This is a genomic window from Pantoea sp. RCC30.1 (assembly GCF_058148845.1).
Genome location: NZ_JBXUHX010000027.1, coordinates 38,830 through 59,633, shown reverse-complemented (window position 1 = coordinate 59,633; position 20,804 = coordinate 38,830). Strand labels below are relative to the sequence as shown.

Below are 20,804 nucleotides of genomic sequence, written 5' to 3'. Positions count from 1 at the left end.
ATCGGCATCATGGCAATAATCGTGGCGGGAAACATGTGTAAAAGTCTTAAAATCCCGTTACTTACACACTATTACGCTTACTTAGCGCTTTCTTAACACAGGTCATGTCCGGACAGATTTCCTGACGAAATCCAGATTTAACGGCCAGCCTGAGAATGACGCACCAGGCTGACCGATTAAGACTGATTACGGCGTGCTGAGGATCACCGGCGCGTCCGGCAGTCCGGTAAAGTGCGTCACGATGTGATGGTAATCAGCCGTCGGATCCAGATCGCGGAACACGTCCGGATAGAGATCTTTTGCCAGGATTTCCATGCCGATAATATTGTAAGGGTGATTGTAGAAATGGTGGTAAACGCCATACACCCGTTTCTGTTTCACCGGTTCGATCTGCTCCAGACCGGTGCGGCTCTGCAGGCGGTTAAAAGTGGCGGTCACGTCGGTCTGACTGGCACCGTAACCAAACGGCAGCACGTTGCTGTTCGGACGTTTAGAGCCGGTCATGATGTAGACGTCTGGCTTCATGGCGATAATTTTCTCAAGCGATACAAAGCCTGAACTGCCGGGCAGCAACGCGGAGCCGATATTTTTTCCACCAACCGCTTCTACCAGCGCACCCCAGCCGTTATGACCGTGGGTAAAGCAGCAGTTGTCGCTGTTACCGGCAATCGGCTCGATAAACACCGTCGGCTTGTGCTGCACCTGCGCAATCTTCTGCTGAAGCATCTCCCAGCGCTGCTGGTAAAAATCGGCGTAGTCTTTCGCTTCGGCTTCGCGGTTCAGAGCCGTGCCCAGCACTTTAACGCTCTTCAGGGTATTCTCTTTCGGATGGAGTTCATCATCCAGGAACAGCACCGGGATATGCAGGTTCTTCAGGGTAGCCAGCACGCCAGACTGCGTCAGGGCCGGTTTGGCACGCAGCTGCGCAATCATCAGATCGGGCTGCTTCGCCAGCACGCTCTCAAGATTGACCTGCCCCTGATCGTTAAAGCCCATATCCACAATTGAAGCCGCCTGGGGCCAGCGCTGCTTCAGCAGGTCCCAGGTCTGGGTATCCTGCTTTTTCGGCAGGTTGTTCCAGGCGACGACCCGCTGAAACGGATTCTGACGATCCAGCAATGCCAGCGCCATTACATCGCGCCCATCCTGCAAAATCACATGCTGCGGCTCTTTCTGCAGTGTAATTTTCTGACCATCCATATCGGTCACCGTGACCGGATAGGTGGTGGCCGCACAGGCGGTTGACAGTAAAAGTGTGGTGGCTGCAGCTATCCCGATTTTCATTTTTCTCCTGTCCTTTAAAGGAATAATAATTATTCGCGTTTACTCTACCATGCGAAAAAGTAACAAATGTAAATATTGCTGACCAGATGCTACTGACAGAGAGAGTTCACAAGGCAACTGCAGGGTGAAATTACGGGGTGATGTCGCGGAAGGGTCACAGGGTAAATGGCGGGTTGCAGCCAGAATGGCAGGCGCATCGCAACGATACTGAGATGCGCCTGCTGGCTTAGCGTTACTTCACCAGCGAATAGAAGATCGCAGAGATAGCAATCAGCCCAATCAGCACCACAAACAGGTTGCTGATGTGACCGCTGTACTTCCGCATCGCGGGCACCTTCTGGATGGCATACATCGGCATGAGGAACAGGATCATGGCAATGATCGGTCCGCCCAGCGTCTCAATCATGCCAAGAATGTTCGGGTCCAGCGTCGCCACCAGCCAGGTGGTCAGCAGCATAAAGAGTGCCGTCAGGCGATTCAGTCTGGCGGGCGCGATGGTTTTACCGCGACTGCGCAGCGCCTTATTGACCATACCGTTGAACCCTTCACGCGCGCCCAGATAGTGCCCGAGGAACGATTTTGTGATCGCCACAATCGCTATCAGCGGCCCCATCCAGGCAATCATCGGCACCTGAAAATGGTTAGCCAGATAGGAGAGGATGGTGATGTTCTGCGCCTTGGCGGCGAGTAAATCCTCAGGCGACAGGCTCAGCACGCAGCTGAACACAAAAAACATTACCGTCACCACCATCATCAGGTGCGAACAGGCCAGAATGCGCGAACACTTTTTCTCGGCAGCATCGCCATACTCTTCGCGCTTCGCCAGCGCAAAGGAGGAGATGATCGGCGAGTGATTAAACGAGAAAACCATCACCGGAATCGCCAGCCACAGCGTCATCCACAGGCTGCTTCCCGCTGGCTGAACATTCAGGGTCGAAAGTACCGCACCGTGCCAGTGCGGGATCAGGTAGCAGGCCATCAGCATCAGCACTGCTACAAACGGGTAAACCAGCACGCTCATCGCTTTAACGATCATCTTCTCGCCGAAGCGCACTATGGTCATCAGTCCGACAATCAGCAGCAGCGAGAGCAGCACACGCGGTGGCGGTACCAGGCCAAGCTGATGTACCATCAGGCTCTCAACCGTGTTGGTAATCGCCACACTGTACATCAGAAGAATCGGGTAGATAGCGAAGAAGTAGAGCAGCGTAATCAGCTTGCCCGCACCGACGCCAAAATGCTCCTCGACCACCTCGGTGATATCACCGGCCGGATTTTTACCGGAAAGCACAAATCGGGTCAGCGCGCGGTGCGCAAAGAAGGTCAGCGGAAAAGCCAGCACCGCCATGATGATCAACGGGATCAGTCCGCCGACGCCCGCATTAATGGGCAGGAACAGCACACCGGCGCCAATCGCCGTACCGTATAAACCCAGCATCCACATGGTGTCGGTTTTGCGCCATCCCGTATCGACGTCACTCTCAAGCGCGCCCAGCGTGCCAGTTTGCGTGGTTTTCATCAGATTTTCCGTGTTAAAAGCCGCCATTATCCTGAGCCGTCAGGCAGGTCAAGGTCTGCCCCGCTCTCCTTAGCTGCAACCGGATCAGTAAAGCGTGATGCTGATCCGCCCGTGCATAGGTAATCGATTGCGTGCGCCACTTTTTACACTACCTGACGATAAAAATTCAAGCCGTGCAGACAAACACGCATGGAAAGGCTAAAAAACCGTCAGGTTGTGCAACGTGACTGCGCAACGATCATGCCATCTTTGTGGCGGTTTTACTGCCCCTGAAAAGGTGATCCCTGTAGCGATTCAGCGCAACGGACTACGCTTAAATGGACGCTGTCGCGATCGCGCAGCCGCAAAGGAGAAAAAATGAAAATTGCCTGCCTTGGATGGGGATCGTTGATCTGGAAAACCGACGCACTGCCGGTGGCCAGTCAGTGGCATCATGATGGTCCTGCGGTACCGATTGAGTTTGTGCGCATCGCTGATGGCGGCGAGCTGTCGACCGCAATATGCCTTAATGCCCGCCCGGTGCCAGTGTTCTGGGCCTGGCTGAACACGGCTTCACTTGAGAGCGCCTGCCACGCATTACGCCTCCGTGAGGCGATTCCGGACAGCCGCTCCGATGGCATCGGTATGATGACGGTGACAGAAACGTCGGTGGGACCGCTGGCGGAATGGGCACAGGCGAAAGGCATTGAAGGATTAATCTGGACCGGTCTGCCTGCCCTTATGGCGGGTGTCGAAGGCCGGATCCCGACGCTGGATGAAGCACGTCACTATCTGCAGACCCTGACCGGTGAAACGCGTGAACATGCTTTTCACTACATCGAACAGGTTCCGGCACAAATCGACACGGCTTATCGTCGTGCGTTTGCCGATCTGACGCTCTGGCAGTCCGATTCCCCCGCCGTGACGGCCGCCACAACGCAGGTGCATCCGCCCTGCCAGTCCAGCTGAAAAGGCAAGTCAGTTGCGCCGCTCTGCTTACTCCTCTAAGGGTTACTACACTTCAGGCAGGTTGCGATTTCAGGTTTCCTGAGTCTTTCCCGCGGGTGGTCAGGTTCTCTGGCCTGGCCGCCGTTCCCTTGTCAGCAGGAGATAAACTGATGAAAGCATTAACCTATCACGGCCCCCATAAAGTCAGCGTGGATAACGTGCCCGATCCGGGTCTGGAGGCCGCAGATGACATTATTCTGCGCGTGACCGCCACCGCCATCTGCGGTTCCGACCTGCACCTTTATCGCGGCAAAATCCCCGGTACCGGGCACGGTGATATCTTTGGTCATGAGTTTATGGGCGAAGTGGTTGAGGCAGGCAGCGCAGTGACCGCCGTGGCCAAAGGCGATCGGGTTGTAATCCCCTTTGTTATCGCCTGTGGCGACTGCTTTTTCTGCCTGATGAGCCAGTATGCTGCCTGTGAAAATACTAACAGCGGACGGGGAGCTATCCTGAACCGTAAGAACATCACGCCGCCTGCGGCGCTGTTTGGTTTCAGCAAACTCTATGGCGGCGTGCCCGGCGGCCAGGCAGAATATGTCCGGGTGCCGAAAGCCAATACCGGCCCGTTTAAAGTGCCGTCGGTGCTGTCAGATGAGAAAGTGCTGTTCCTGTCAGACATTCTGCCCACCGCCTGGCAGGCGGTCAAAAACGCCGAGGTTAAACCCGGCTCCAGCCTGGCGATTTTCGGTGCAGGCCCGGTTGGCCTGCTCAGTGCTGCCTGCGCCCGACAGCAGGGTGCCGAACAGATTTACATGATCGACCATAACAACTACCGCTTAAACTTTGCCCGCGAGCGCTACGGCGTCATCCCGATTAACTTCGATGAAATTGATGACCCAGCGGGCTGGATTATTGAACACAGCACCGGCAATCGCGGTGTGGATGCGGTGATTGATGCAGTCGGGTTCGAGGCGAAAGGCAGCATGACTGAAACCGTGCTCACCAATCTTAAGCTGGAAGGCAGCAGCGGCAAAGCGTTGCGTCAGTGTATTGCCGCTGTAAGGCGTGGCGGTATTGTCAGCGTGCCGGGCGTCTACGCCGGATTCATTCACGGCTTCCTGTTTGGTGACGCCTTTGACAAAGGCCTGACCTTCAAGATGGGACAGACTCACGTGCATGCTTATCTGCCTGACCTGCTGAAACTGATTGAGCAGGGCCATCTGACGCCGGAAGAAATTGTAACCCACCATCTGCCGCTGGAAGATGCCGCCCGCGGCTACGATATTTTCGCCAAACGCGAAGAGGAGTGCCGCAAGGTGATTCTGGTGCCAGGCATGGCCGCGACCCAGGCCACAATCTGATCGCCTGAACCTTAAAACCGGATCCCCGGCAGAGCACTCTGCCGGGGAGTTCATCTTAAAACGGCTTATGTTCCAGACTGCTTCGCCACTCCCGCCTCTCCAGCAAATGCTCATCCGGCGAATCCGCCGTATCCACCTTGCTCCCCTGCTCCAGCAATCGCGCACTGCGTGAATGGGGATGACTTTCACTGATCACTTGTTGTGAAAACGCGCCAAACGATAACAGCAAGAACAGTAATGCACTGGCCAGTCTCACCTTCATACGCACACCTCTTTGGTAACAGTGTCGCTATGCTGCCCGAAGGGTTTTCATTTTCTGTCAGTAACAGGCAAAGTTATGTGGGTAGCGGGAATAAGCTGCGATGAGTTTAACTGCGGTTCAGGATAGTCATTCAGAACAGATCGAACGTTTCCCCCTTTACCGCCCGTTTCCCTTCAGGAGGATGCCAGTGAACATTAATCAGTTTGATCAGCCGGTCGGTGAAGCTCTGCCCGACTGGCAACCTGTCGCCAGACCGCCCCGCGCTCCCCTATCCGGCCAGCACTGCCTTCTCCTGCCGCTAAGCGTGGATCATGCGGAACCGCTGTTACAGGCCTTTATGCTGGCCCCGGATGATCGTGACTGGACGTGGCTGAGCGCAGAGCGGCCCGCCTCACTGCCGCAGATGCAGCGCTGGATTGCGGATAAAGTGGCAGACGCGGCCCTGGTGCCCTTCACGGTCTGCACGCCGAATCAGCAGCCCTGCGGTGTAGTCTGCTTCGCCAGTATTGAGACCGAACATGGCACCCTTGAAATCGGGCACGTCACCTGGTCGCCACGGATGCAACGCAGTGTGATCGGCAGTGAGGCCATTTTTCTGCTGCTGCAACAGGCCTTCTCGCTCGGCTATCGGCGGGTGGCGTGGCGCTGTGATTCAACCAATGTCGCGTCAAGACGCGCAGCAGAACGGCTGGGGTTCCGCTTTGAGGGCCGTTTTCGTCAGGTGATGACGCGAAAACAGCGCAACCGCGATACCGACTGGCTGTCGATGATTGATAGTGAATGGCCAGTGGTTCAGCACGCCCTGAGCGCCTGGCTGAGCGTGGATAATTTCACCGACGAAGGACAGCAAAAGCGCCCGCTCAGCGCCTGCTTCGCCGGCGTTAATCGGGCCGATACAGGCGCGACAAGCCCTGAACGCTGAGGCGGTTAATGCAGCCGAAGCCGGCTTAGTGCCGCAGACCAGCGTTGCCGCTGACAGCGCGGGCAGACGGCCTGCTGCTCCGCCTCAATCCTCTGCGTCTGGCCGCAATGGGTGCAGGCATAAAGTCCGCTGACCGGCACAGTGCTGTAATCCTGCCGATGCTCCGGCGGCAATATGCTTAATCCAGGGCGCATCTCATCGTCATCGTAGAAATAGAGGCTGAGCTGACCATCCACCTCCACCAGCGCCAGCCGGATCTGCCCCAGATGCTCCACGCCGCTCTGGCGCAACTCCATAAAGAACTCATCTTCGGAAATATTCAGCCGATCCAGACTCTCCAGCACATACAATCCGTCTTTAATCAGGGTAATGACGTCGCCCTGAATAAGCCGGGAAAAGCGCGAGCTGTGCGCCGTCAGCCAGGTGGTCAGGCGATAGAGCGCCAGCAGGACCACAAACACCATAATGACCGGCAGCACCGGCACATCATCGTAAAACGTGACGTCACCGGATGCGGAACCCAGCGTCAGAATGACCACCAGCTCGAACAGCGACAGCTGACGCACGCCGCGCCGTCCGGAGACTTTCAGAAAGGTAAAAACCACCAGATAGGCGATCAGAACGCGCGCCACCACTTCAAATAAAAAGGTGGCCGGTTGATCGTTGAGTAAGAAACGGTGCCAGTCGAATGAGAACATAGTCTGCTAAACATCCTGTTTTGAAGGGGCATGCATCGTCGCAGCCGCCCAATGATGGCCCGCAGATTCAGGCCAGTGATAAGTAAATCTTGTCGCCAGCCCGCCAAAAGGCAAGCGAAGCAGTAACGTGACAGCAGTCGAGTCTGACCGCTCTGCATGTTGAGGAAAAGGTTCACAAAGCTGAAAGTAGTGCTGATTCTGTTCACGCTGCGCTTATCGAGCCAAGCCTGAAACTGGATGCAAAAAGTTCCTGTTTAAGACTGCCTTGTTTTTACCGCTGCGTTTTTTCTTTTCACTTCAATAATTTGCGAACCACACCTTCGATCCTATACTTTCCACTAAGGCTTCCAAAAAATCCGTTAACATCAAGAGAAGCCAGCACTTTCCTGCCGATAGCGCCGCCCGTGTAGTCCTGCTATCTCACTCATCTGCTACGCCACAGGACCTGATGCCTGCACCTCAGTGTCTGTGGCTCATGGCATGGAGCGCCCTTCTGTTCAGAGTGGTCAGATCGACCAGTCTGCAATGCATACCTGTCACCCCCTGGCCCGTTTCGCGACGGCTCGTCAGCGGGAAGCATGTTGCTTTTTTCGGGAGATACCATGACGCCTTTCAACAGTTTCTGGCAGGCCGGCTACGAAGGTGCCGATCATATCAATCCTGACGGGCTAGCGCTGTCGATGAACGATCTCAACCAGCATCAGGCGCGTGCAGCAGAGGATTATGCCGCCCTGGCCCCCTTTTGCATTCGCACGGTGCGCGAAAGCGTCGGCTGGCGCTTATGTGAGCATGATGGCAGCTATGACTTCTCGACGATCGCCGCCCGGATGCAGGCCGCAGAGCAGCAGGGGATCCAGCTAAGCTGGACCATTTGCCACTACGGCTGGCCTGCGGGCGTCAGCCTGTTTGATCGCGACTTTGTCAGCCGTTTCGCCACCTTCTGTGGCGCACTGGCCCGCTTCCTGGCGCCCTGGTATCAGCAGCCGCCGGTCTACGCCCCGATGAATGAGATCTCCTTTGTCAGTTGGGGCATTTCGGTCGGGCTGTTCGCCTGTGAGGCGATCCCGGAGCCGGATCGGGCAGATGCCGCCAAGCAGCAGCTGGTGCGCGCCACCCTGGCAGCCTGTGATGCGATCTGGCTGGCCGATCCCCGCGCCCGTCTGCTGCACTGCGATCCGCTGATTCATATCGTGCCCGATCCCGCGGATCCGGCCAGCGATGTGCTGGCATGTGAGATGTGTGACACACAGTATCAGGCGTGGGACATGCTCAGCGGCAGGCGCAACCCGGAACTGGGTGGCGCCCCACGCTATCTCGATCTGATCGGCGTGAATTACTACCACGATAATCAGTGGGAACAGGGAACGAACCAGCGGCTTTACTGGCATCTGGGCGACAGCCGCCGCCTGCCGCTGCATCAGATGCTGCAGCAGGTCTGGCAGCGTTATCAGCGGCCACTGCTGCTGGCGGAAACCAGTCATGTCGGCAGCGGACGCGGAGCCTGGATCAGTGAAATCGCCGCACAGGTGGCGCAGGCGCAGCTGGCAGGCACTGAACTGCTCGGCATTTGCCTCTATCCGATTCTCGATCGTCCCTTATGGGAGGAGACCACCTTCTGGACCCGCAGCGGTTTGTGGGATCTCGATCTGCAGGGTCCCGATCCTTACGCCCGCCAGTTACAGCAGCTTTATGCCGACGCATTACGCCAGGCACAGCGCTTTTTGCAGCACATCCAGTCCCCATTACATCCCAGCCAGGAGCACACCATGAAACCACCTGTACTCATCGTTTTCAGCCACTTACGCTGGGGTTTTGTTTTTCAGCGCCCGCAGCAGCTACTGACACGTCTGGCTCAGCACTATCGCGTGCTGTTTGTCGAGGAGCCGGTCTGGCAGGCGGGACCACCGGGTCTGCATCAGAGTTCACCTGCCGCTAACATCACGGTGATCCAGCCGCACACCGACAGCGACGCGCCAGGTTTTCACGACAGCCAGATCGCCCCGCTGCTGCTGCTACTGACGCCACTGCTGGAAGAAGATGAACCGCCGCTGATCTGGTTCTATACGCCGATGGCGCTGCCCTTGCTGACGCCCTTTGATCCATCACTGGTGATTTACGACTGCATGGATGAGCTTTCCGCCTTCCAGAATGCGCCACGTCAGCTTCAGCAGCGTGAATCCGCGTTGATGACCCGCGCCGATCTGGTCTTTACCGGCGGCTCCAGCCTCTATGAAGCGAAGCGTGATAAACACCCTCAGGTCTACTGCTTCCCCAGCAGCGTCGATGCCATTCATTTTGAACAGGCGCGCGATCGCACTAACCATCATCCGCTGCAGGATACGATTCCGCCGCTGCGCCTGGGTTATTACGGCGTGCTGGATGAACGCATCGACCTGCCGCTGATTGCGGCACTGGCAGATAGTCATCCCGAATGGCAAATTATTATGGTCGGGCCGGTGGTTAAAATTGATCCCGCCAGCCTGCCACAGCGCGACAATATTCACTGGCTCGGCCAGCAGCCCTACCAGGCGCTACCGCAGTTCCTGGCAGGCTGGGATGTCTGTCTGATGCCGTTTGCGATTAATGCCTCTACCCGCTATATCTCGCCAACCAAGGTGCTGGAATATATGGCGGCGCAGTTGCCGGTTGTCAGTACCGCGATTGTCGATGTGGCGCGCCACTACGCAGAGGAAGTGGCGGTAGCAGAGACGCACGCGGCGTTTATTACCGCCTGTGAACAGGCGATGGCGATAGATACCGCAGAACGGCTGGTGCTGGCGGGACGGATGCAGGCCAAAGTGGATGCCACCTCGTGGGATCGCACCGCAGAGCAGATTCATGGATTGATCCAGCAGGCGCTGACGCAGCGTCAGCCTGCTCTGAAGTCAGCCAGCCAGACCCGCGCCCAGGCTAACGTCACACCGTTAGCGCCGGCCATGCTGGAGAGCGATGCGGTGCCCTGCCTGATTATCGGAGCCGGACCCACCGGGCTGAGCGCCGGTTATCACTATGGCGAAGGTGCCGTGCTGCTGGAGAAAAATAGCACCCCAGGCGGCTGGTGCCGCTCGATTGACGATCAGGGATTCACCTTCGATTATGCCGGTCACATTATGTTCTCGCAGGACCCGTATGTGTTGCAGCTCTATGAGATGCTGCTGGGCGACAATCTGCACTGGCAGGCGCGTGAAGCCTGGGTCTACAGTGACGGCGTGTATACCCGCTATCCTTTCCAGTCTGCGCTGCACGGCTTGCCGATCGAGGTGGTGAAAGAGTGCGTGCTGGGAGCTATCGAGGCGCGTTATGGCGCAACGGCGACAGCTGCCGTGCCGCTGGATCGCGCGCGGGCGCGGCGGGATTGCTGTGCGGATGGCGCGATTCCTGATGAGGGCAGCAGCAGCGGCATTGTGGAAGGCGAAGAGGATTTCCAGCACTTCATTATGCGAACCTGGGGTAAAGGCATCGCACGTCACTTTGCCCTGCCCTACAACCAGAAGCTGTGGAAGGTGCCGCTGACCGACATGGAAACCTCGTGGCTGGGCGGACGCGTCCCACTGCCCGATCTGTCGCAGATCATCGATGGCGCACTACAACCACTAGCGAAACCGGTCGGCCCTAACGCCCGATTTGGCTATCCGCTGCGCGGCGGTTTCCAGGCACTGATGTCCGGCTTCTTGCCGCATCTGAAATGTACGCTGGAAACGGATACGACGCTGACCCGCATCTATTCGCAGGCGCATGTCGCGCTGCTGGCGGATGGTCGCCACTACCGTTATGAGCAGTTGATTAGCACCATGCCGTTGCCGGAGCTGATTAAACTGATGGGCGATGAGGTGCCGGAGAGTGTGCAACAGGCGGCGAAACAGCTGCAGTTTGTTTCTGTGCGCTGCGTGAATCTGGGGATTGGCCGGGCTGACCTGACCGAAAAGCACTGGATTTACTATCCTGGCGATACGCTGTTTCACCGCATCTTTGTGCAGGGCAATGCCAGTCCGCACTGCAACCCGCCGGGCGGTTTCGGCTTAACCTGTGAAATCACCTACAACGCGGCCAATCCGCTGCCGCTGGAGGGCGATGCGCTGATTGAGCGCTGCCGTCAGGATTGCATCCGGGTCGGCATGATTACTGAGGACGATCCGCTGCTCTGCGCCTCGGAGGTCGATATGCCTTATGCCTATGTGGTCTATGACCATGCGCGCAGCGATAATGTGGCGCTGATCCGCCAGTGGCTGCTGACCCAGGACATTCATCTGTCGGGTCGCTACAGCGAGTGGGAATATTACAACTCGGATCACGCCTTCCTGGCCGGTAAACGCGCCGCAGAAAATGTCCGGCTACAGCATGTCAGCGCAGGAACTCTGGGCTGATCCGACGCAGCCCGCTACGACAGTCGCTGGCTGCATTTTGCCGCTTTCAGCGACTGCAACTCAGTGACTCGCTTATCCACCTTCTGAGTGGCATTGTATTTCGCAATGCCATTACCCAGCCCGAAATCCCCGACAAAGCCCAGCACGGTCAGGGCATCAAACTGGCCGGTTTGCTCAATGTCACTCTGCACGCTGTGCGCTTTGACGAGTTCCTGATTCAATGCGCTGCAGTTCAGTGTCGCTGTCTCTTCCGGCGTCACCGCCGCCGCCTGAGGATACTGTTTGGTGGCGCAACCGGTTAACACCAGCGCCAGCAGCACGATTAAAAATCTCTGTTTACTCATTTCTTATTGCCTGTTTTTTGCCCGGTTAACAGGGTTATCGGCAGCATATACCGGGAACATGAGTCTCTGACCTATCAATAATGGTCGAAACCGCTACGCTAATGTAGGATTCAGCGCGCTGCAATCAGAGGCAGCCTGCTACCGACCGGAAGTCACGCAGCGAACGCACATTGCCCGTTCATCACTTCTGCCAGACCTTTCAGATAGTTAGCCAGCATGATGCTGCCAGTAGCAGCATTTTAAGAGCAAAGCCTGACCGATAATCTGTGACGCGGCAATCGCATAAGCGAAGCCAGACACAGAAAATTCGTGCGTCGGGTTTATCAGAGTTTGTTCCAGATGAGGTTTTTCCATGCGCTTTAAAGGATTGAACATCGGGTTTTTCATTTTGATTCTGGCTATCGCCACCGTCGCTTTTTTTGACGTGCTTTCGCCCTATTTCTCGTCGATTCTATGGGCGGCGATTCTGGCGGTGATTTTCCATCCGCTGAAAACGTATCTCCGCAACCGACTGGGTGATCGCAATGGCCTCGCCGCGTTAATTACCCTGCTCTGTATCTGTCTGATTGTGTTTACGCCGCTGGCCATTATCGCCTCCTCACTGGTGGTCGAAACCAACGCGGTCTATCACAAATTGCAGACCAACTCGTCGCAGTTTCCGGTCGTGTTCGCCGATCTGTTGCAGCATCTGCCACGCTGGGCGAAGCATTTTCTGGCTGAAAATAATCTGGATAACGCCGGGCAGATTCAGCAGAAGCTCTCCTCGTTTGCCCTCAAAGGTGGCCAGTATGTCGCGGGCAGCGCCTTTATCATCGGTAAAGGGACGTTTAGCTTCACCGTCGGCTTTGGCATCATGCTCTATCTGCTGTTCTTCCTGCTGAAAGATGGTTCCTATCTGGTGCATCTGATTCTGGAAGCGCTGCCGCTCTCAACCTACGTGAAACATCACCTGATGGTGAAGTTTGCTGCCGTGGCGCGCGCGACGGTGAAAGGCACGGTGGTAGTCGGTATCGTTCAGGGTATTCTCGGCGGGCTGGCCTTCTGGTTTACCGGCATCGACGGCAGCCTGCTGTGGGGCGCGCTGATGGCGTTCCTTTCCCTTATTCCGGCAGTGGGTTCCGCCATCATCTGGGTGCCTGCGGCAATCTTCTTCTTCGCCACCGGTGCGCTTTGGAAAGGGCTGTTCCTGGTGGGTTTCTTCGTGGTGATTGTCGGACTGGTGGATAACATCCTGCGTCCGCTGCTGGTCGGCAAAGACACCAAAATGCCTGACTATCTGATCCTGATCGCCACGCTGGGCGGCATGGAGATTTACGGCATCAACGGTTTTGTTATCGGTCCGGTGATTGCCGCCCTGTTTATCGCCTGCTGGAATCTGCTCTCCGGACGCGATAACCGCGAAAACATCGAAGCCATCGACGAAGAGTTTATTGAAGAAGGCAAGAAACAGTCCGATACCGCTGCAGAGGCTGCGGCTGAAGCGACGGCGGCCTCCGCCGATGCGGCGGCAGAGACGGAAAGGAAAGTCTCTGCGTTAGCCGCCTCAGAGAAAGAGGCAGTGGAAAAGAAATCGTAATCCGCGTCGGACCATAAAAAAACCCACCGTAAGGTGGGTTCTTTTTTTAACCTGAAAACAGCCGCGAATTAGTTGGTCGCTTTGTTTTTCAGATCTTCAGCACCCTGCTTGGTTTTATCCCAGCCTTTCTCAGTGCCTTCTTTGGTTTTGTGCCAGCCCTTCTGAGTACCTTCGGTGATTTTACTACCGGTGGTGTGGCTCTTGCCTTCAGCGGCGTGCTCAGACTTCAGCTTCAGCTCTTTGCCTTCATTCTGGCTCTGGTGCAGTTTTTCTTTCGCAGTATCAGCGCCTTTGTGGGCTTCCGCTACGGTGTTGTCTGTGGTGGTAGCAGCAAATACTGGCGAGGCCAGCAAAATAGCAGACAGTGCAATAATTGATTTCTTCATAATTCCCTCTGTATTCATCGTTGCCGTGTAGGTTTTAATCCTGGCATAGCCTTGCCAGGAAAGATTTAAGAATAAACCAGGAATCAAAAAGGGCCAGTTTTCACCAGAAAAAGCGATTGGTTGTAGATTTTTCGTCCACTACCAGAGTGCCAGCTGCGGATCGTCGTCCGGTTTCGGCTGGCTTCGGGTCACACGAGCAGGTGGCGCAGGCTGCTGCATCTGCCGGGTGATCCACTCCAGTAACACCGTCACCACATACGCCTGCTGCTCAGCGCTCAGCGGCTGATGCTGTCCGATGTTGTGCCACTTGCTCAGACAGCCACGACAGCAGGTCGCGGTAGCGTGCTGGGCGATAAACACCGGATGGCCGCGCATCGGCGTCTGCTTGCCATCATTCTCAGGCTGGGCAGGTGCCAGCCGCTGTGCCACAAACTCTGCGGCGTGCTGACGCAACACCGGCTCGCCTTTGCTGTTCGCATAATCATACTCAGCGCGTCCCAGACGAAAGCGATGGCGGAACGGCGAACGTGCCAGCCGGATAAACAGATCGTCAGAAACTTTCATGCTAATGCCAGTCACTCATATTTACGTCCCGCCAGATAACTGACGCCCTGCGCCCCGAATGCCTCGCGATGCAATTCATTCGGCTGCAGGTGAAATGTCTCACCGGGATGATAAGTGGTATCGCCCTGTTCGGTACTGATGGTGATGTCCCCACTGAGAATCAGGGCCAGCGATTCAAAGGGATGGACGTGATTATCAAGCTCGGCTGACGCTGCACGTTCGATCAGCAATGGCTCGTCAAAACCCTGATCGGCTAACAATTTTCTGAATTCGTGTTCGGTCATTGCAACTCCTCAATGTGGAACTGACCCTAAGCAGTGTAGACGATCTTTATCGCCGTCTATGGCACTCAATACTTTACGTAAAGTAGCGCAAGCAACGTTGTTCACCGGTCAGGCCGATGCTGTACTTACCGTCTCGCTCCCCCATTTTGACATCAGGATGACGCAAAGTATGTCTCACCACGAGAGAACCGCCCTGCTACTGATTAATCAGCGCTCACGCAAAGGACGCATTGAAGCCAGCCGGGCGCAGACGCTGCTGGCTCAGGCCGGATTCACCCTGCTGCAACCGGAGAAGGATGAGACCCGCAGCTACAGCGAACTCATCGCCGCGTATGCCGGTCGCGTCGATGCGGTGATCGTGGGCGGTGGCGACGGCACGCTTAACGCGGCCGCGCAGGGACTGATGCAGACCAACCTGCCGCTGGGGATTTTACCGCTGGGCACCGCCAACGATTTTGCCCGGACGCTGGGCATTCCCGCCACGCTGGAACAGGCGGTGAAAATAATCGCAGACGGACAGCTGCGCGCCGTGGATCTGGGTGAAGTCAATGAGCACCTGTTTCTGAACGTCTCCAGCATCGGCTTTTCGGCGGAACTGGCGCGCAACCTCACGGCGGAATCGAAAAAGCGCTGGGGCGTGGGCGGTTATGCCCTGGCGGCTTTGCGGCTGCTGCGGCAGAGCCGTCCGTTCAGCGCCATGCTGGTCCATCAGGGTCAGCGGACGCCAATTAAAACGGTTCAGGTATCGGTAGGTAACGGGCGCTTCTACGGTGGCGGTATGACGGTGGAAGAGCGAGCGGCTCCTGACGATGGGTTGCTCGATGTCTACAGTCTGGAGTTAAAGCACAGCTGGCAGCTCATTGCGCTGCTGCCCTTTCTGCGGCGCGGCACGCATGGACGCTGGCGCAACGTGCGGGCATTCAGCACCACGGAACTGACGATAGAGACACGTCGTTCTCACTACATCAATGCAGACGGCGAAATTATCGGTCAGACGCCCGCCCATTTCCGGCTGATCGCCCGTGCGCTGCAGGTGTATGCACCGTGCGACAGCGCAGCAAAATAGACTGAAAGCCGACACCACAACCTGCCACACTACGAAACTAGTGCCTGGTGCTCTTTTTTTCAGCGCAGTCGATATGTTCGGAAAGATTGGCGACCAGCTTTTTCGCCATTTCGAGGGTCAGACCCAGAAACAGGGTCTCCTGCGGGCCCTTTTCATGCGGGGCTTCGGGATCGATGTAACCGAATTTGAGAACCAGTGCCTGATGCGAGTTCAGAGGTCCAATATGCCAGCCGGTAACCGGGTAGAAGGTAAAACGGGTAAATTCATTCACTTTAATCCTGACTGTAAAAGCATAACGCTGATTGATAGTCAGGCCAGCTCTGATGATAAAACATGAGTGGAATACTAAGTCTGAACTAAATCGACAGGATTACAAGGGCAGCGGCAGAACAAGCGCAGCGTGACGCAATGAGGATGTGTACTGCATCCGGGGCCTGACGGGGATGGCTCAGGCGTGCGTCACCTGCGCGTTTCCGGCACGGGGGTTGCCAGGCCAGGCTAAAGCCAATCACCCGCCAGAACTATTTATCGGCTCGGGGAATAATCGAGATATGGCCGTTAACCTCCAGCACGGCATATTTAATCTGATCGAATCGCTCCAGCCCCTGCCCGGATCGCGCCGCTTCCAGCACATCGTCAGGGCTGATGCCGGTCATCTTCATACGCTCGATAAGCAGATTACCATTCTCGACCAGGATCACCGGGCCGCCATCAATCACCTGCTCCACCACCGGAAAGCGGCTTTTCAGTTTGCCCAGCACGATATCAATCGTTACCAGCGTGATAATGGTCAGTGCCGCGCCGGTCACCGAAAAATCGTCGCCCAGCAGCGCCTGCTGGGTTGCTTCGCTGATGATTAACAGCAGAATCAGATCGAAAGAGGTCATCTGCAGCAGGGTACGTCTGCCCGCGATTTTGATCACCACCATCAGCACCAGGTAGATCGCTGCGGCACGTAATACCGTTTCCATAAAGCACTCCTGTCAGGGATAGATCCATTGGGTAAAACGAGCCGGAGGATGATCGCCACGGCTGACGCTGACAGCAATGCGACCAGGATTTCGGGGCTGCAGTCCGATCCAGATAGCGTGATCCGGACCGGTATCACGCGACGAAAAGGTCAGCCGCAGATCGCTGCCAATCGTCACTGCCTCCAGCGGTTGAGGCTGCAGCGTCTGGATCTGCAGGTTATCCAGGGCGCCACCGCCAATCGTAACGTTAAAGCGATCGGTTACCGGTGCGTTGTAGCGAATGCGCATATCCATATTACTCTCAACCCGGCCAAACCGTTCATACTCCACCTGGATCGTCCCGTCCGGCGAGCGGGCGCTACCGTTACTCAGCACCCCTTTAGAAAACAATCCACACGCCCCCAAAATTACCAGCGTAATCAGGACATATTCACCGATACGCTGAATCAGCCATTCACGACGTATCCAGCGCATATCTTCTTTTATCGGGTAATCCCGACTGCCTGTGTAATTTTTTTTCACCCTGCGATTATCTCCTGTCAGCCGCCAGCCTCAACGGCTCGCTGCCCAAAACATAGCGGACATGGGTCATTTAGCGCGCCGTTCAACCCAGAACGACCAGCTGTGATAGAGCAGCGTCAGCGGCATGGCAATCGCCGCGCCCACCAGCACGAATCCCTGCGTGACCGGCGAGGAAGCGCTTTCACTGATGGCAAACTGGTACGGCACCAGCCACGGATAAAGGCCGCACAGCAAACCGATAAACACGGCCCCGATCAGCATCAGCGCCACAATAAGCTGTAGCAGCGGCCTGGCTCGCCAGAGCGCCACTGGCAAAACAATCCATAGCGTGACGATCGCCACACCAGCCACTTTACCCAGCGGTCGCTGCCAGCTCTGATGCCAGATATCGGCGTTGAAATAGAGTTCGAACAAAAAGGTTATCAGCGCCAGCAGCCACCATAGCCAGCTTTGCGCTTCCGCCAGGGGTTGTACTCTGTCGCCGATTCGCCAGCCGATCCAGCAACAGGCCAGCAGCGAATTGATCGCCATTAATCCAACTCCACTCATCAGCGGAACCAGGCTCAGCCCATCAGGCAGCCCAGTCAGAGGCTGAGCGCTGATGATCATGCCAGCACACCAGCCCTGAATAAACGTCGCCAGCGCCGAGCAACTGGCCATGATAGGGTCGAGCCAGCGGCGTAACCGGGTACTGCTCTGGGCACGATACTCGAGCGCCATCGCCCGCATAACCAGTGCCAGTAGCATGGTGAACAGTGGCGCGCTCAACTCACTGAGCAGCAGACTGTAGACCGGCGGAAACAGTGCCAGTAAACCGCCTGCGGCCAGCACCAGCCAGGTTTCATTTGCATCCCAGACCGGCAGAATGCTGTGCGTCATCAGCTCACGCTGTTGATCATCGTGAAACCAGAAAAACAGCATACCCACACCCAGATCGGTCCCATCCAGTAACAGATAAAGCAGCAAAGAGAGAAAAATGATCATGGCAGACAAATCGGCCATAGCGACTCCTAATGGGGCGTTTTAAGCTGAATGACCACCGGCTCACCCGAGGGTAGTTCACCTTTAATCCGACGCAGCAGATAGCGTAAGCCGAGAGCAAACACCAGGCCGTAAATCAATAGTACCGCCAGGAAAATGCTCAGTGTGGTACTCAGGGCCAGTGGTGAGACACTCTCTGCTGTTCGCACCATGCCATAAACCGTCCACGGCTGACGCCCGACTTCAGTCACCACCCAGCCTGACAGCAGCGCGATAAAGCCTGCCGGAGAAAGCCAGGTCAGCCAGCGCAGCAAGCGCCCTGACATCGCCAGTCTTCCACGCCAGCGCTGAAGATTAGCGGCCAGCGTGGTCAGCAATATGATCAGCCCCAGCCCCACCATCAGGCGAAAAGCGAAAAAGACCGGTAACACCGGTGGAATCGCATCCGCAGGAAATTCGCTCAGGCTTTTGATATGACCGGAGAGGTTGTGCCGCAGATAGAGCGATCCAAGGCTGGGGAGGCTGATCTCCAGAGAGTTGCGCTGCGCCTGCTGATCCGGCAGCGCAAACAGTCGCAGTGGTTCGCCCTCCCCCGTCGCAGGGGGGTGCCAGCCACCTTCAATCGCGGCCAGTTTAGCGGGCTGATAGTCACGAGTGTTTTCGCCGTGCAGGTCGCCCAGTACTATCTGCACTGGAACGGCAAACAACAGAAAGGTCAGCGCGCTGTTGAGCATCAGTTGCGAAGCAGCCTCCGCCCTGAAATGGCGCAGTCGCCAGGCCGCCACCCCCATCATCATTACCGCCACCGCAATCAGCGACGCCATCACCATATGGCTGAAACGCCACGGAAAGGAGGGGGCCATTAATATCGACTGCCAGCTTTCGGCCAGAAAAATGCCCTTCTCGTCTCGCGTGAAGCCGACCGGCGTATGCATCCATGAATTAGCCGCCAGAATCCAGAACGCACTCAGCAACGCCCCGATCGCCACCAGACAGGTCACGACAAAATGCACGCCTGGCCGGATTTTATTGAAGCCAAACAGCATCACGCCGGTCAGGGCCGACTCAAGGAAAAAGGCGACCAGCACCTCATAAAACATCAATGGCCCGATAACGCCACCCACCTGATGAGAGAAGCGCGCCCAGTGGGTTCCGAACTGAAACTCCATCACTACACCAGAGACCGCCCCAATCGCTACCGTCAGGGAAAAAATCGTCAGCCAAAAATGCAGTGCATCACGGGCGACCTGTTGTTTCCCCCACAGCCAGCGCGCTTCAAACCACACCAGAAAAGGGGCCAGCCCCAGCGTCAGTGCTGCGAGCGTAATGTGCATGCCCATGGTTAGCGCAAACTGCGTCCGGGCAATCATTAACACCCAGTCGTGATCAGTCACAATCGGGCTTTCCCTCTGCGCCGCGCGCAGGTAACGACGGACAATGACCAGATGTTAATAAGCGCGGATGGCGAGTTCGTTCTGTCATCAGCCTTTCTCCGGATAAAGATGCGTTGCCACAGATCAGCGCTGCAAATTTTATTTCGCCGGGATGTACGGGTTATAAGATTGTATTATCAGCGTAGCGAAAGAATAAAAATCCGGCCAGATCAACAGAGCAATGTAATAAATAAGCGGAGCGATAACAGGCTTATTTCATTTAATAATTATTTTATTTTACTGAGGGATAGGATTATTAACGCATCTTACTCATCGCTACGCTTAAATAGCCATAAGCGTAGCGATAGAATAAGCCGTAGCGTACTATTCCGTTAGTTTACAGCCAGCCGGAGCGACGCAGTTTAGCCCACAGCCCGCCGCAGGCCAGCAGGGTCAGCCCCACCGCCAGCGGATAGCCATACAGCGACTTCAGCTCCGGCATATGCTCGAAGTTCATGCCATACATACTGAACACCACGGTCGGGATCACCAGGATCGCACCCCAGCCAGCCAGCTTTTTCACCACCTCATTCTGCTGCACCGTCACCAGTGCCAGGTTAACCTGCATGGCACTGGTCAGCATCTCGCGCATGTCTTCCGCGTCGGTCACCACATGGCGGGCGTGATCCTGTACGTCGCGGATATAGGCACGTAGCGGACGCGGGATCAGGTCTTCATGCAGGTGGATCAGCTGATTACAGATCTCCTCGACCGGCAGCGCCGCATTGCGCAGCGACAGCAAATGACGCCGCATGGTGTAGACCGATTGTACCGACTTGCGATCAAATTCACTGGTGAAGAGATCGTTCTCCATCTGCCCGACTCGCTCATTCAGTGAAGTGGAAAGCGCGGCGTAACGATCCACAACAAAGTCGAGCAGGCAATAGAGCGGATAAGCGGGGCCAAACTTAAGCAACGCCGGGTTTTCAGACGCCCGCTGCCGCACCGGCGTATAACTCTCAGATGCGCCGTGACGGATGCTGATAAGGAATTTTTTTCCGACAAAGAAATGGGATTCGCCAAGTTCGCAGGTGTCGTCCTTCGCGCACACCGTTTTCACCACGATAAACAGCGAGTCGCCATAATGTTCGATTTTAGGTCGCTGATGGGCATTAAGCGCATCTTCAACCGCCAGTTCGTGCAGTCCGAACTCCTCTTTAATCTTCGCCATAAACTCGGCGTCTGGCTGCCACAGCCCGAGCCAGATAAACGCCTCCGGCTCCTTAATTACTTCACTGATATCATCGACCTGGACCTCTTCGCCCGCGCATCCCGGACGATACACCATGCTGCTTACGATCATCTTCTGCATTCCTGTTGTGACAGTACAAGGAGCT

At 56.3% G+C, this 20,804-nt stretch carries 20 protein-coding genes; 6 read left to right on the top strand and 14 right to left on the bottom strand.

The features are described from left to right. Window positions 1–186: 186 nt before the first annotated feature. Together AC2LB6_RS19640 and AC2LB6_RS19635 are read right to left on the bottom strand one after the other, a co-directional pair. Window positions 187–1,284 carry an ABC transporter substrate-binding protein gene (locus AC2LB6_RS19640; protein WP_490094794.1) on the bottom strand — a complete coding sequence of 366 codons (1,098 nt, stop codon included), beginning with the start codon at window positions 1,282–1,284 and terminating at the stop codon, window positions 187–189. Between the two features lie 232 nt (window positions 1,285–1,516). Next, window positions 1,517–2,803 (bottom strand): HAAAP family serine/threonine permease, encoded by a 1,287-nt coding sequence (locus tag AC2LB6_RS19635; protein ID WP_283546004.1) that lies wholly within the window; start codon window positions 2,801–2,803, stop codon window positions 1,517–1,519. Between the two features lie 357 nt (window positions 2,804–3,160). Between AC2LB6_RS19635 and AC2LB6_RS19630 the strand changes: the two genes are divergently transcribed. Continuing rightward, entirely contained in the window at window positions 3,161–3,751 is a 591-nt protein-coding gene (locus AC2LB6_RS19630) for a hypothetical protein (protein WP_490094793.1), read from the top strand. A 149-nt stretch (window positions 3,752–3,900) separates the two neighbouring features. Then, window positions 3,901–5,094 carry a zinc-dependent alcohol dehydrogenase gene (locus tag AC2LB6_RS19625; RefSeq protein WP_010259005.1) on the top strand — a complete coding sequence of 398 codons (1,194 nt, stop codon included), beginning with the start codon at window positions 3,901–3,903 and terminating at the stop codon, window positions 5,092–5,094. A 55-nt stretch (window positions 5,095–5,149) separates the two neighbouring features. Here AC2LB6_RS19625 and AC2LB6_RS19620 read toward each other — a convergent pair whose 3' ends face one another. Then, window positions 5,150–5,356 carry a hypothetical protein gene (locus AC2LB6_RS19620; RefSeq protein ID WP_490094792.1) on the bottom strand — a complete coding sequence of 69 codons (207 nt, stop codon included), beginning with the start codon at window positions 5,354–5,356 and terminating at the stop codon, window positions 5,150–5,152. Between the two features lie 187 nt (window positions 5,357–5,543). Between AC2LB6_RS19620 and AC2LB6_RS19615 the strand changes: the two genes are divergently transcribed. Continuing rightward, window positions 5,544–6,278 carry a GNAT family N-acetyltransferase gene (locus tag AC2LB6_RS19615; protein WP_490094791.1) on the top strand — a complete coding sequence of 245 codons (735 nt, stop codon included), beginning with the start codon at window positions 5,544–5,546 and terminating at the stop codon, window positions 6,276–6,278. Between the two features lie 5 nt (window positions 6,279–6,283). Here AC2LB6_RS19615 and AC2LB6_RS19610 read toward each other — a convergent pair whose 3' ends face one another. Next, window positions 6,284–6,976 (bottom strand): YetF domain-containing protein, encoded by a 693-nt coding sequence (locus tag AC2LB6_RS19610; protein WP_490094790.1) that lies wholly within the window; start codon window positions 6,974–6,976, stop codon window positions 6,284–6,286. A gap of 602 nt (window positions 6,977–7,578) precedes the next feature. Between AC2LB6_RS19610 and AC2LB6_RS19605 the strand changes: the two genes are divergently transcribed. Continuing rightward, window positions 7,579–11,340, top strand: coding sequence for an NAD(P)-binding protein (locus AC2LB6_RS19605; RefSeq protein WP_490094789.1), 3,762 nt, complete (start codon window positions 7,579–7,581; stop codon window positions 11,338–11,340). A 14-nt stretch (window positions 11,341–11,354) separates the two neighbouring features. Here the strand turns inward: AC2LB6_RS19605 and AC2LB6_RS19600 are convergent, their stop codons facing one another. Next, a complete protein-coding gene (locus AC2LB6_RS19600; RefSeq protein WP_490094788.1) occupies window positions 11,355–11,684 on the bottom strand; it encodes a hypothetical protein in 330 nt (109 codons plus the stop codon). 352 nt (window positions 11,685–12,036) lie between these two features. Between AC2LB6_RS19600 and AC2LB6_RS19595 the strand changes: the two genes are divergently transcribed. Continuing rightward, window positions 12,037–13,260, top strand: a complete 1,224-nt coding sequence (locus tag AC2LB6_RS19595) for an AI-2E family transporter (RefSeq protein ID WP_490094787.1) — start codon at window positions 12,037–12,039, stop codon at window positions 13,258–13,260. Window positions 13,261–13,328: 68 nt separating this feature from the next. Here AC2LB6_RS19595 and AC2LB6_RS19590 read toward each other — a convergent pair whose 3' ends face one another. The 3 genes from AC2LB6_RS19590 to AC2LB6_RS19580 all read right to left on the bottom strand — a co-directional run bounded on the left by AC2LB6_RS19590 (window position 13,329) and on the right by AC2LB6_RS19580 (window position 14,494). Continuing rightward, complete coding sequence (locus AC2LB6_RS19590; RefSeq protein ID WP_090963090.1) at window positions 13,329–13,646, bottom strand: hypothetical protein; 318 nt, start codon at window positions 13,644–13,646, stop codon at window positions 13,329–13,331. Window positions 13,647–13,784: 138 nt separating this feature from the next. Then, complete coding sequence (locus tag AC2LB6_RS19585) at window positions 13,785–14,210, bottom strand: DUF4186 domain-containing protein (protein ID WP_490094786.1); 426 nt, start codon at window positions 14,208–14,210, stop codon at window positions 13,785–13,787. An 11-nt stretch (window positions 14,211–14,221) separates the two neighbouring features. After that, entirely contained in the window at window positions 14,222–14,494 is a 273-nt protein-coding gene (locus AC2LB6_RS19580) for a cupin domain-containing protein (protein WP_490094785.1), read from the bottom strand. A gap of 169 nt (window positions 14,495–14,663) precedes the next feature. Between AC2LB6_RS19580 and AC2LB6_RS19575 the strand changes: the two genes are divergently transcribed. Next, window positions 14,664–15,560 carry a lipid kinase gene (locus AC2LB6_RS19575; protein ID WP_490094784.1) on the top strand — a complete coding sequence of 299 codons (897 nt, stop codon included), beginning with the start codon at window positions 14,664–14,666 and terminating at the stop codon, window positions 15,558–15,560. Window positions 15,561–15,597: 37 nt separating this feature from the next. On the opposite strand, the gene AC2LB6_RS19570 is transcribed toward AC2LB6_RS19575, so the two are convergent. From AC2LB6_RS19570 to AC2LB6_RS19545, 6 genes are all read right to left on the bottom strand, one after another. Then, window positions 15,598–15,831: a hypothetical protein gene (locus tag AC2LB6_RS19570; RefSeq protein WP_490094783.1), complete on the bottom strand. Its 234-nt coding sequence runs from the start codon at window positions 15,829–15,831 to the stop codon at window positions 15,598–15,600. A 250-nt stretch (window positions 15,832–16,081) separates the two neighbouring features. Then, entirely contained in the window at window positions 16,082–16,531 is a 450-nt protein-coding gene (locus tag AC2LB6_RS19565; protein WP_490094782.1) for a DUF421 domain-containing protein, read from the bottom strand. Between the two features lie 12 nt (window positions 16,532–16,543). After that, window positions 16,544–17,053: a hypothetical protein gene (locus AC2LB6_RS19560; RefSeq protein WP_490094781.1), complete on the bottom strand. Its 510-nt coding sequence runs from the start codon at window positions 17,051–17,053 to the stop codon at window positions 16,544–16,546. Window positions 17,054–17,119: 66 nt separating this feature from the next. Further along, a complete protein-coding gene (locus AC2LB6_RS19555; RefSeq protein WP_490094780.1) occupies window positions 17,120–18,055 on the bottom strand; it encodes a cytochrome d ubiquinol oxidase subunit II in 936 nt (311 codons plus the stop codon). Window positions 18,056–18,063: 8 nt separating this feature from the next. Further along, window positions 18,064–19,428 carry a cytochrome ubiquinol oxidase subunit I gene (locus AC2LB6_RS19550; RefSeq protein WP_490094779.1) on the bottom strand — a complete coding sequence of 455 codons (1,365 nt, stop codon included), beginning with the start codon at window positions 19,426–19,428 and terminating at the stop codon, window positions 18,064–18,066. Between the two features lie 376 nt (window positions 19,429–19,804). Further along, a complete protein-coding gene (locus AC2LB6_RS19545; protein WP_490094778.1) occupies window positions 19,805–20,770 on the bottom strand; it encodes a magnesium and cobalt transport protein CorA in 966 nt (321 codons plus the stop codon). Window positions 20,771–20,804: the final 34 nt, after the last annotated feature.

Coding starts and splice junctions, on each gene's coding strand:
- AC2LB6_RS19640 (WP_490094794.1), bottom strand. CDS start 1,284: ATGAAAATCGGGATAGCTGCAGCCACCACACTTTTACTGTCAACCGCC.
- AC2LB6_RS19635 (WP_283546004.1), bottom strand. CDS start 2,803: ATGAAAACCACGCAAACTGGCACGCTGGGCGCGCTTGAGAGTGACGTC.
- AC2LB6_RS19630 (WP_490094793.1), top strand. CDS start 3,161: ATGAAAATTGCCTGCCTTGGATGGGGATCGTTGATCTGGAAAACCGAC.
- AC2LB6_RS19625 (WP_010259005.1), top strand. CDS start 3,901: ATGAAAGCATTAACCTATCACGGCCCCCATAAAGTCAGCGTGGATAAC.
- AC2LB6_RS19620 (WP_490094792.1), bottom strand. CDS start 5,356: ATGAAGGTGAGACTGGCCAGTGCATTACTGTTCTTGCTGTTATCGTTT.
- AC2LB6_RS19610 (WP_490094790.1), bottom strand. CDS start 6,976: ATGTTCTCATTCGACTGGCACCGTTTCTTACTCAACGATCAACCGGCC.
- AC2LB6_RS19605 (WP_490094789.1), top strand. CDS start 7,579: ATGACGCCTTTCAACAGTTTCTGGCAGGCCGGCTACGAAGGTGCCGAT.
- AC2LB6_RS19600 (WP_490094788.1), bottom strand. CDS start 11,684: ATGAGTAAACAGAGATTTTTAATCGTGCTGCTGGCGCTGGTGTTAACC.
- AC2LB6_RS19595 (WP_490094787.1), top strand. CDS start 12,037: ATGCGCTTTAAAGGATTGAACATCGGGTTTTTCATTTTGATTCTGGCT.
- AC2LB6_RS19590 (WP_090963090.1), bottom strand. CDS start 13,646: ATGAAGAAATCAATTATTGCACTGTCTGCTATTTTGCTGGCCTCGCCA.
- AC2LB6_RS19585 (WP_490094786.1), bottom strand. CDS start 14,210: ATGAAAGTTTCTGACGATCTGTTTATCCGGCTGGCACGTTCGCCGTTC.
- AC2LB6_RS19580 (WP_490094785.1), bottom strand. CDS start 14,494: ATGACCGAACACGAATTCAGAAAATTGTTAGCCGATCAGGGTTTTGAC.
- AC2LB6_RS19575 (WP_490094784.1), top strand. CDS start 14,664: ATGTCTCACCACGAGAGAACCGCCCTGCTACTGATTAATCAGCGCTCA.
- AC2LB6_RS19565 (WP_490094782.1), bottom strand. CDS start 16,531: ATGGAAACGGTATTACGTGCCGCAGCGATCTACCTGGTGCTGATGGTG.
- AC2LB6_RS19555 (WP_490094780.1), bottom strand. CDS start 18,055: ATGGCCGATTTGTCTGCCATGATCATTTTTCTCTCTTTGCTGCTTTAT.
- AC2LB6_RS19545 (WP_490094778.1), bottom strand. CDS start 20,770: ATGATCGTAAGCAGCATGGTGTATCGTCCGGGATGCGCGGGCGAAGAG.